8 protein-coding genes are annotated in these 8,572 nt (G+C 50.7%); 4 read left to right on the top strand and 4 right to left on the bottom strand.

All coding sequences use genetic code 11. The features are described 5' to 3' along the window. Positions 1 to 1,158 (top strand): Calx-beta domain-containing protein (locus AC0QHF_RS20785; protein WP_324706151.1); only part of this gene is annotated, 1,158 nt, incomplete at its 5' end. Here AC0QHF_RS20785 and dusA read toward each other — a convergent pair. Continuing rightward, on the bottom strand, positions 1,139 to 2,188 hold the full coding sequence (dusA, locus tag AC0QHF_RS20780; RefSeq protein WP_324706150.1) for a tRNA dihydrouridine(20/20a) synthase DusA: 1,050 nt from the start codon (positions 2,186 to 2,188) through the stop codon (positions 1,139 to 1,141). The genes AC0QHF_RS20785 and dusA overlap by 20 nt on opposite strands. Positions 2,189 to 2,272: 84 nt before the next feature. On the opposite strand from dusA, the gene AC0QHF_RS20775 reads away from it, so the two are divergent. Continuing rightward, entirely contained in the window at positions 2,273 to 3,217 is a 945-nt protein-coding gene (locus AC0QHF_RS20775; RefSeq protein ID WP_324706149.1) for an ATP adenylyltransferase family protein, read from the top strand. Here the strand turns inward: AC0QHF_RS20775 and AC0QHF_RS20770 are convergent. Continuing rightward, positions 3,176 to 4,237, bottom strand: coding sequence for a MauE/DoxX family redox-associated membrane protein (locus tag AC0QHF_RS20770; RefSeq protein WP_324706148.1), 1,062 nt, complete (start codon positions 4,235 to 4,237; stop codon positions 3,176 to 3,178). The two genes, AC0QHF_RS20775 and AC0QHF_RS20770, sit on opposite strands and share 42 nt — an antisense overlap. 297 nt (positions 4,238 to 4,534) lie before the next feature. On the opposite strand from AC0QHF_RS20770, the gene AC0QHF_RS20765 reads away from it, so the two are divergent. Then, positions 4,535 to 5,509 (top strand): thermonuclease family protein, encoded by a 975-nt coding sequence (locus AC0QHF_RS20765; protein WP_324706147.1) that lies wholly within the window; start codon positions 4,535 to 4,537, stop codon positions 5,507 to 5,509. Between the two features lie 95 nt (positions 5,510 to 5,604). Continuing rightward, on the top strand, positions 5,605 to 6,126 hold the full coding sequence (locus AC0QHF_RS20760) for a heme-binding protein (RefSeq protein ID WP_324706146.1): 522 nt from the start codon (positions 5,605 to 5,607) through the stop codon (positions 6,124 to 6,126). 286 nt (positions 6,127 to 6,412) lie between these two features. Here AC0QHF_RS20760 and AC0QHF_RS20755 read toward each other — a convergent pair whose 3' ends face one another. Beyond that, positions 6,413 to 6,859: a hypothetical protein gene (locus AC0QHF_RS20755; protein WP_324706145.1), complete on the bottom strand. Its 447-nt coding sequence runs from the start codon at positions 6,857 to 6,859 to the stop codon at positions 6,413 to 6,415. Positions 6,860 to 6,941: 82 nt separating this feature from the next. Then, entirely contained in the window at positions 6,942 to 8,348 is a 1,407-nt protein-coding gene (locus tag AC0QHF_RS20750; RefSeq protein ID WP_324706144.1) for a peptidoglycan-binding protein, read from the bottom strand. Positions 8,349 to 8,572 lie beyond the last annotated feature (224 nt).

The following is an 8,572-nucleotide window of genomic DNA, read 5'->3' as shown; positions in this document are numbered from 1 at the left end:
ATCAATGTACCTATCCTGGGGGATAGTCAATTAGAACGCAACGAAAAATTTCAAGTCAAACTCAGCAACCCCACCAACGCCAAACTCAAGGATAAAGTCGGCATTGGCATTATCATTAATGATGATGAACCCCAACCGAAGATTTCCGTGAGCGACACCCAAATAGTCGAAGGTAACAAAGGCCGCAAAAATGCCAAATTTACCGTCACCCTCGACGCTCAAACCGATGAAACGGTTCAGGTTAACTACGCCACTGCTGACAAAACTGCCCAAGCCAACCGAGACTACAAACGAACCGAAGGCACTCTCACCTTTAAACCGGGGCAAACCCGCAAAACCATAACCGTCCCCATCCTGGGAGACAACAAAGTAGAGTCCGACGAAACCTTCAACCTCAACCTCAGCCAACCCCACAATGCACAACTCAAAGACCGTCGTGGCATCGGCACTATCCGCGATAACGACTTCGCAGAAATTGAAATAAAAAATACTCAAATAACGGAAGGGGATGACAGAAACAAACAAGCTAAATTCACGGTAACCCTGAATGAAAAAGTCAACGAAAGGGTACGAGTGAACTACGCCACTGCGGACGGAACGGCAAAAGCTGGGGAAGATTATCGGCGCACCCAAGGTCAACTCACCTTTAAACCGAACCAAGTTAAAAAGACCGTAATTGTTCCGATTTTTGGGGATACCCTAGATGAAGAGAAGGAGAAATTTACGGTCATACTCAGCCGACCTAAAAATGCGAAGCTGGGAGATCAACGCGCCATTGGTACGATCAAGGATAACGACGAGGGGGGTGACAAACCCGGCGATAGTTTCCAGACGGCAATAAATCTCGGCAAACTCACAAAGGAAGAAGTTATGGTTGACGAAATCGGTTTTACCGAGGCAGGCGATCGCGACACTAACCACTTCTACCGCTTCCGAACCAATAAGGAAGGCACTTTTGTATTAACCCTCGACGATTTATTCAAAGATGCCAACGTCGATTTATATGGTAGTGACGAAGAGTTGATCGCTCAATCCAAAAACGACGGCACCAAACGAGAACGCATCGAAACTGTATTAGACCCTGGCAGCTACTACGTCCGGGTTTATCCTCAAGGGAGCGATCGCACCCCTTACCGTCTCAGCGTCGATTTGATTTAGGCGACTGACACTCGACTGTTATCGTTTGGGGAATCTGTTCTAAAGCCGCCTCGACGACCTCCACACCGGCGCCGTCCCGGTGGGCGTTTTCGCTGAGATATCGCTTCCAGGCTTTGGTGCCCGGCTGTCCGGCGAACAGTTGCAGGATGTGGCGGGTGATGCTGTTGAGGCGCCCGCCGCGACTCGTCCAGTCTTCGATGTAGGGAAGCATCCGTTCGACGACTTGATGGCGGGTGGGGGGGGTGGTGATTTCGCCGTAGATTTCGCGATCGCACCCCGCAAATAAATAAGGATTGTCGTAAGCCGCCCGACCGATCATCACGGCATCGACTTTTTCGAGCTGTTGTTTGACCTGTTCTAGGGTGGTGAAACCGCCGTTTATTTCGATGATTAAATGGGGAAATTCTTGTTTCAGGCGATAGACGTCTTCGTAGCGGAGGGGGGGGACGTTGCGGTTTTCCTTGGGGCTCAGGCCTTGCAACCAGGCTTTGCGGGCGTGCACGGTGAACCGCCGACATCCGGTTTCGGAGACGATGCGGACGAATGAGGCCATGTCTTCATAGCGATCGCGATCGTCGATGCCGATGCGGTGCTTGACGGTGACGGGGAGGGCGGTGGCGTCTTGCATGGCTGCGATCGCGTCGGCAACCCGCCGGGGTTCGGCCATCAAACAGGCGCCGAAGTTGCCGCTTTGGACTCGGGAACTGGGACAGCCGACGTTCAAGTTAATTTCATCGTAGCCCCATTCTTCGGCGACTTTGGCACAGATCGCCAGGTCTTTGGGGGAGTCTCCGCCGACTTGCAAAGCGAGGGGTTTTTCTGCCGGCGAAAAGCCGAGTAATTTTTCGCGATCGCCGTGTAAAATTGCCGCACTTGTCACCATTTCGGTGTACAGTAGGGGGCGGCGGGCGATCTGTCGCATGAAGTACCGAAAATGGCGATCGGTGCGATCCATCATCGGGGCGACGCTGAGGGGATGAACTCCGCATTCTCGAAGGGTTGGCGTTACAGTCTGGGCGATCGCACGCATGGCAAAAACTCGATATTGCACCGACAACAAACGACTGTTTCAGTTTAACAAATTTTGTGGATAGTTGGGGATTGCAAATTGAAAATGCTGGAACCGGGAACACTGTGGACGAGAATTCAAGACCAAACTCAAAAGGCGTTGGACTGCGGAGCCCTGCAGCCCATCGAAACGACTTATGAGGTGGTGGAAGAGGCGGAGATTTCGTTTTTGGTTCGTATTCTTGCCAACCTCCGACGCAAGGATAAAGCCCAGAAAGAAGAGGGACAGAAAAAATCTCAGACTGGAAAAGATTTCGACCCGTTTTTGCCCTACGATCCGGATGTGTTTGTCGCGGATTTTTCGGAAACCCATGTCGGGTTACTTAATAAGTTTAATGTGGTGGATAATCACCTGTTAATCGTGACGCGGGAGTTTGAAGAACAGGACAGTTTGTTGACGATCGCGGATTTTGAGGCGATGTGGATCGCCCTGCGGGAAATTGACGGTTTGGCGTTCTACAATGGGGGGCGAGATGCGGGGGCGAGTCAGCGTCACAAACACCTGCAACTGGTGCCCTTTCCCTTAATTCCCAATGGGTTAAATGTCCCGATCGAACCGGCGATCGCGTCGGCAATATTTTCCGATGAAATTGGCACGATTCCTCAGTTTGAGTTTGAACACGGTTTGCTCCGCTTTCCCACTGACCAAATAACCGCTCCGAAGGAAGCTGCAAAAGGGAGTCTGGACGGGTATTTGAAATTATTGGAAGTTTTGGATATCGGCTTTGATTCGGCGGGAAATCCAGCCCGCCCCTACAATTTTTTGGCGACCCGAAATTGGATGTTGATCGTGTCGCGATCGCGCGAAAAGTTTGAACAGATATCGGTCAATTCTTTGGGGTTTGCGGGAGCGCTTTTGGTTCGTAATTCCGAACAAATGGAACGGCTGAAACAACATCGACCTTTAAATCTTTTAAAATCCGTTGCTTGCCCCCGCAAATTATCACCATCAAGCGACGGGAATCGCCTGTTTGATGCGTTTGATAAATGACAGGGGCATTCCCGCCACCCACTTTTCCCGGATCGTCCCGTCTTCCACGATAACGGCCGTGGGGAGGGTGTCGATGCCGAGGCGATCGTACTGGGAGGTTTCGAGGGCGACGACGGAAAAATTGAGGTCGTAACTATCGACAAAATACCGCAATTCGTCGTAGGATGTGAAGGCGACGACCCCCACGACATCGGGCAGTTCCGGGCAGGCGTGGACGATTTTTAGCACCTGCAGCCAGTCTTTGCACTGGGGACATCTGGGACTCATAAAAACGACCAATTTCGATCCCGAACTGAAGTCCAAATTAAAGTGTTCTCCCAGCCATTCATCTTGCCAGGGGCGGTGGGCTTGGATGGGGGCTAAGTCGATGGGGGGGTAGCCGTGGCGATCGAGGTAGGCGAGGGAACCGGAAGCGGCGGCATAACCGGTTACAAAGGCAGCAAAAACGGCCATCCACGGCCACAAAACGCCCGGTTTTTCTGGACTAAAAAATAGACTCAAACTCAGCAGAATAATGTAGAATACATTTAAGATAATACTTTGAGTTGGTGTCACTTCGAGCCAGCCGTTGTAGCAGCCGCAGCTTTCGGTTCTGCCGGTGGATGTACTCCAGTAGGTCAAACCCGAAAGAGCGACCAATAAAACGATACTGAAGGGGATGATAATCGCGGGGGTCGCATTGAAAATGAGGGCGGTTCCCAGGGCACATTCGAGGGCGGTAACTGTCAGGGTGACGGGTTGGATAAAGCGGGAATTTAAGATTCGCAACTGGGCGATATGTTGGGCGAATTTCCACGGTTCGATCGCCTTGGCGAGTCCGGTCAGGAGAAACACGCTCCCGACCAAAATTCTGCCGAAAGTTGGCAAGATTGGGGATATCATAATTTCGTGAGTCTGGAATTGGGGGTCGGGGGGTGATGCCGTCCGCGATCGCGGATCGAAGCGGAGATGGGGGGAAACGGCGGATCGGGGGCGATCGCATTTTCCCGGCTTCCGCAAGAATGTGACAAAACTTTGCATTTTCTCGGCTGTCTCCCCCAGCAATTATGATATCATTGATTATTCTCAATGGTAAATTCTCCTCAGTTCTCAGGGGCGGACTGGGGCGATCGCGCCATCCGTTTTCGCGGAAAAGGGGTCAAATCTGCCCAAATTTTCCGGGTTGATGGGGGCGATCGCGCCGTTTTACCCTTGTCGATCCGTCGATTTTTAAATGCAATTTCCTCACCAACATTCGGGGTATCGGAGCCGGGGAGAAATCAATTCTAAATCTCAACTGATTAAAACGTTGTCGTTAAAAATTAAAACTATAGAAAAGTGGGAACTCGACTTAAAAATTTACCGGTGACTCGGGTCGTAGATGGCGACACCATCAAAGTCTTACTCAACGGCCGGCGAGAATTTCTGCGATTGCATTGTGTGGACACGGAAGAATCCTTTGCCAACGGTTCAAAACCGGTAACGCAGACGGGGATTGCGTCCTCGGAAATGGCGAAGCGATATTTTACGGAACCGGACGGAAAATTGACGACAGTAGATGTCGAATTTGATAGCGACGACCCCCTCGACGTTTGCTTGGATAAATACCGCGACACCCACGGGCGTTTGATTTGCTACGTCCACAAAGGAGATGAAAATTATAATATCCGACTCATCGAAGATGGGTGGAGTCCCTACTATATTAAATACGGGCGATCGCAACTTTATCACCGGCAAATGATGGAGGCGGAAAGTCTCGCCCAAGCCAATCACCGCCTGATTTGGCATCCGATTCCCCACCACGGGAAACCCTTTCGTAATTACGAATTGTTGGCGGCTTGGTGGGCTTTACGAGATGGAATCATCCAGGATTATCGCTGTCACGGAATGCTGGCGGGGGCGCTTTCCGTCCGCTTCAATTATCCCGAAATCTTGGCGGCTGCGACGGTGGAAGGATGGGTGACAGTGTTTTGCGATTTGCAGGATGGAATTACCAAGTGGATTGGCAACGGAGCCTTAATTCATACCGGGTCGAAAGACCATATTTTAAAGTTGTGGATTCCCGAGGCAAAACACGACGAAAATGCGCCGATCGTGCAACTGATTAATCGGCGATATTCTGGACTCGGGCGGGGATACGTTTATGTGAGTGGCAAGGTTGTCATGTATCGAGACAAACCTGAAATTACCCTGACGCTCATCCAGCAATTATCCGATTTTTGTCCGACGGCTGAAGAGTTGGCGGAACTGATCGAACAGTCTCGTCAACAGGAAGCGGCTAAAGTTGCGGCTCAAGTGGAGTCGGGAACTTAGCAAGGTCGAGATCTGGAAATTTTTTTGGGGCCCTCTCCATCGCCAAAAATGCGGTACAATTAAACCCGAATCAGTGCAGTTTAAAAGGGATCGAAATGCCGGCAGATTTACCAGCGGGATTTCCGCAACCCACCCCCGTCGGCGCGATCGAGGTCAAACAGTACCCCAATTATCGCGCCGTCACCTATCACCATAAGGGAGATTTGACCCAAGCCACCCGCAGGGCGTTCAATCCCCTTTTTCAACATATCAGCAGCAATAATATCGCCATGACGACCCCTGTGGAGGCGCGATATTTGCAGGAAAATGACGGGGGAGAAACGTCCCGGGCGGATGTCTCTTTTCTCTATTCTCAACCCGAAATCAATCCCGAAAACGTCGATTCCGATGTGGCGGTGACGGATACGCCTCCCATGACGGTGGTCAGTATCGGGATTCAGGGGGCCTACACCTGGGAAAGTTACGAGACGAATTTACGGCGGATTCAAAACTGGTTGAAACAGCATCCGGAATATGAGGTTTTGGGTTCGCCCCGGCGGTTATTTTACAATTCTCCCATGACTCCGGAAGCCGTCAAATATAGCGAGGTACAAATTCCTGTCCGGCGGCGGAGTTGAGTCGAGAATTCAATTGAGTTCGGTGGAATATCCAAGCCGCTATTGTCAATTCTTAATTTGACATGGGTAAATTTCGGGTGCGTTTCCCGATGTTCTATCAGATCAGGTTATTGAGTCGCACAAACTCCTCAATCATCTGAATATGATTTGAGCTATAAGAAAAGGGAATTGATGCCCAAGCGGTGTTGATATCCGACCCGTTTTTTTCCGAGCATTCAACCGGATTTAATATTGCTAATTGCATGACCGAGATGATGAATCGTGGGCGAAACACCCTAAAAAATAATCAATTCTCAATTGTTGATTTGAGGGCTTCCAATTCCAAACATTCGCCCAACCACTCCCGGGCGCCGTCGCTGATTTCGGAGGCGTTTAAAGGGTGGGGAAATTCATCCAAAGCGATCGCCCGTTCCGAGACATTTACTTCCCAACCCGTGGTTTCATTTCCGAACACCGGATGAGCGTAGGTGATATCCCGAATTTGGGTCTGTGGGGGGTTGACAACGCCTTCAAAACAAGAGCCGTTATCCGAATTTTGCGTGTAGACCAAACCGCGAACTTCGTTGTTGCCGGTGGTCGTAAAAACGATGTATTCCGCCCCTATTTGCGTGGGAGATTCCACCGTGCCCCGAAATCGAAGTTCCGAGGGTTCTGGGGCGGCGTAAGCGGGGATGGAAACGGTTCCAACCCAGAAGCCGATCGCGATCCGGCGGGCGATTTTCCAAAATTCCATAACCCGATCCTTTCTGAACGACACCCCCAACTACAAAGGGAGATGTGTCAATTCCAGAAAAGTTTTTAAATTGGTCGGATCGCTAGTCCTGAATCACCACCAAACTCCCCGTATAGCAAGCCACCCAAACCTGTCGGGTTTTGGGGTCGTAAGTAATTCCGATCGGGTTCAAATCGACCTCAACTGTATCGACGATTTCCATATCTTCCGCCCGGACTTTGCTGACGGTGTGGGAGTAATAATTGACCACATATAGGAAGCGATCGTCGTCGGAAAGAACCATGCTGCGGGGGGCCGCTCCCGTGAAAATTTTGCGAATTATCGCCCCCGTTTCGGCATCAATTTTGGCAACGTGATCGTCGCCGTTGAGGGTGACGTAGAGGTATTTTCCGGCTGAATCCAGGACGAGGTGGCGGGGATACAAGCCGACGTCGTAAATCCAACTTAAGGAATAATCCCGCAGGTTAATTTTGGCGATATCGGAGGTTCCCATCACAGCGATATAGGCGGTTTCGGAGTCGGGGGCGATCGCGATCCCCCGGGGAAATCGGCCGACGAAAATACGCTGAATTTCTTGCTGGGTTTCGGTGTCGATGATGCTGATATCGCCGGAGCACCAGTTACTCACCACCACCCGTTTGCCGTCGGGAGACACCGCCAAAAATTTGGGAACCGACCCCACTCGAATCGCGTCTGCGACGGTCAAACTTTCGGTATCGACGCGGTAGAGAAAGCTGCGATCGAATTGATTCGAGGGCAAACAGGTATCGTAGCCCGGATTTTTGAATTCTGGGCCGAACATTTGATAGTTGGAAATATAGGCGGATTTTCCGTCCGGGGACATGGCTGCTTCCACCGGGGCTCCCTTGTATTTTTCGGCTTGAAAGTCCGGATAGCCTAACTTTGCCAAATTGACTCCATCTTTGATGGTTTTGACGGGTTTGAATTGGCGATCGTAGACGGCGATGGAATGTTCGTACATCATATTCTGCACGAAAAACAGACCCGAATCCGAATAAACGACGGATTTGGGTGTCAGGTCGCCCTCTATTTTTTTGATAATTTTAAATTGACCCGGTCTGATATTTTGGGCTGCAATTATTGCTTTTTCATTGGCGGTTTTAGACGGCGATTTTTCGGGATTTTGATTCGCTTTCAAAGACTTTTTGAGTTCGGATTGCGTATTGATGTCGGCAATACCGTCCGCGTTCAAACCCGCATCACTTTGGAATTGCGCGATCGCCTCCCGCGTCAACAAGCCGTAATATCCGGTGGGCGGACTTTGCAAATAACCCGTTTTTTGCAATAATTTTTGCAGGGAAATCACCCCCGAACCGCGATCGCCCCGTTTCAACACCTGAAATCCTGAGTCCGCCACCGCAAATCGAATCGCGGTTAAAGTGGCGATCGCCAGAGAAACGGACGCTAAAATGATATATTTTCCCGATTTTTCAATCCCGGTGAACCGCAAATTTTGAAATTTGTTCATTCCTCTCCTGACACCACACCGTAAGTTTGACTGACACAGAGATTGATTTAACTCAGTAACGGTAACACGGCTATCCCATTGGTGACAAGCTGGAAGCTTGTTCTACGCGGTTATAGCAGTAAGTTCTCAGCTTTCAGCGGTCAGCTTTTCGCCTCCCCCTTTTTAAGGGGGACGGGAGGGGGCTCAATTCGCCTCCCCCTTTTTAAGGGGGACGGGAGGGGGCT

Source organism: Lyngbya sp. CCY1209, from assembly GCF_055795065.1.
The sequence above is the reverse complement of the archived record's forward strand: the minus strand, read 5'-3'. Positions and strand labels throughout refer to the sequence as shown.

Coding starts and splice junctions, on each gene's coding strand:
- dusA (WP_324706150.1), bottom strand. CDS start 2,188: ATGCGTGCGATCGCCCAGACTGTAACGCCAACCCTTCGAGAATGCGGA.
- AC0QHF_RS20775 (WP_324706149.1), top strand. CDS start 2,273: ATGCTGGAACCGGGAACACTGTGGACGAGAATTCAAGACCAAACTCAA.
- AC0QHF_RS20750 (WP_324706144.1), bottom strand. CDS start 8,348: ATGAACAAATTTCAAAATTTGCGGTTCACCGGGATTGAAAAATCGGGA.
- AC0QHF_RS20760 (WP_324706146.1), top strand. CDS start 5,605: ATGCCGGCAGATTTACCAGCGGGATTTCCGCAACCCACCCCCGTCGGC.
- AC0QHF_RS20770 (WP_324706148.1), bottom strand. CDS start 4,237: ATGCAAAGTTTTGTCACATTCTTGCGGAAGCCGGGAAAATGCGATCGC.
- AC0QHF_RS20755 (WP_324706145.1), bottom strand. CDS start 6,859: ATGGAATTTTGGAAAATCGCCCGCCGGATCGCGATCGGCTTCTGGGTT.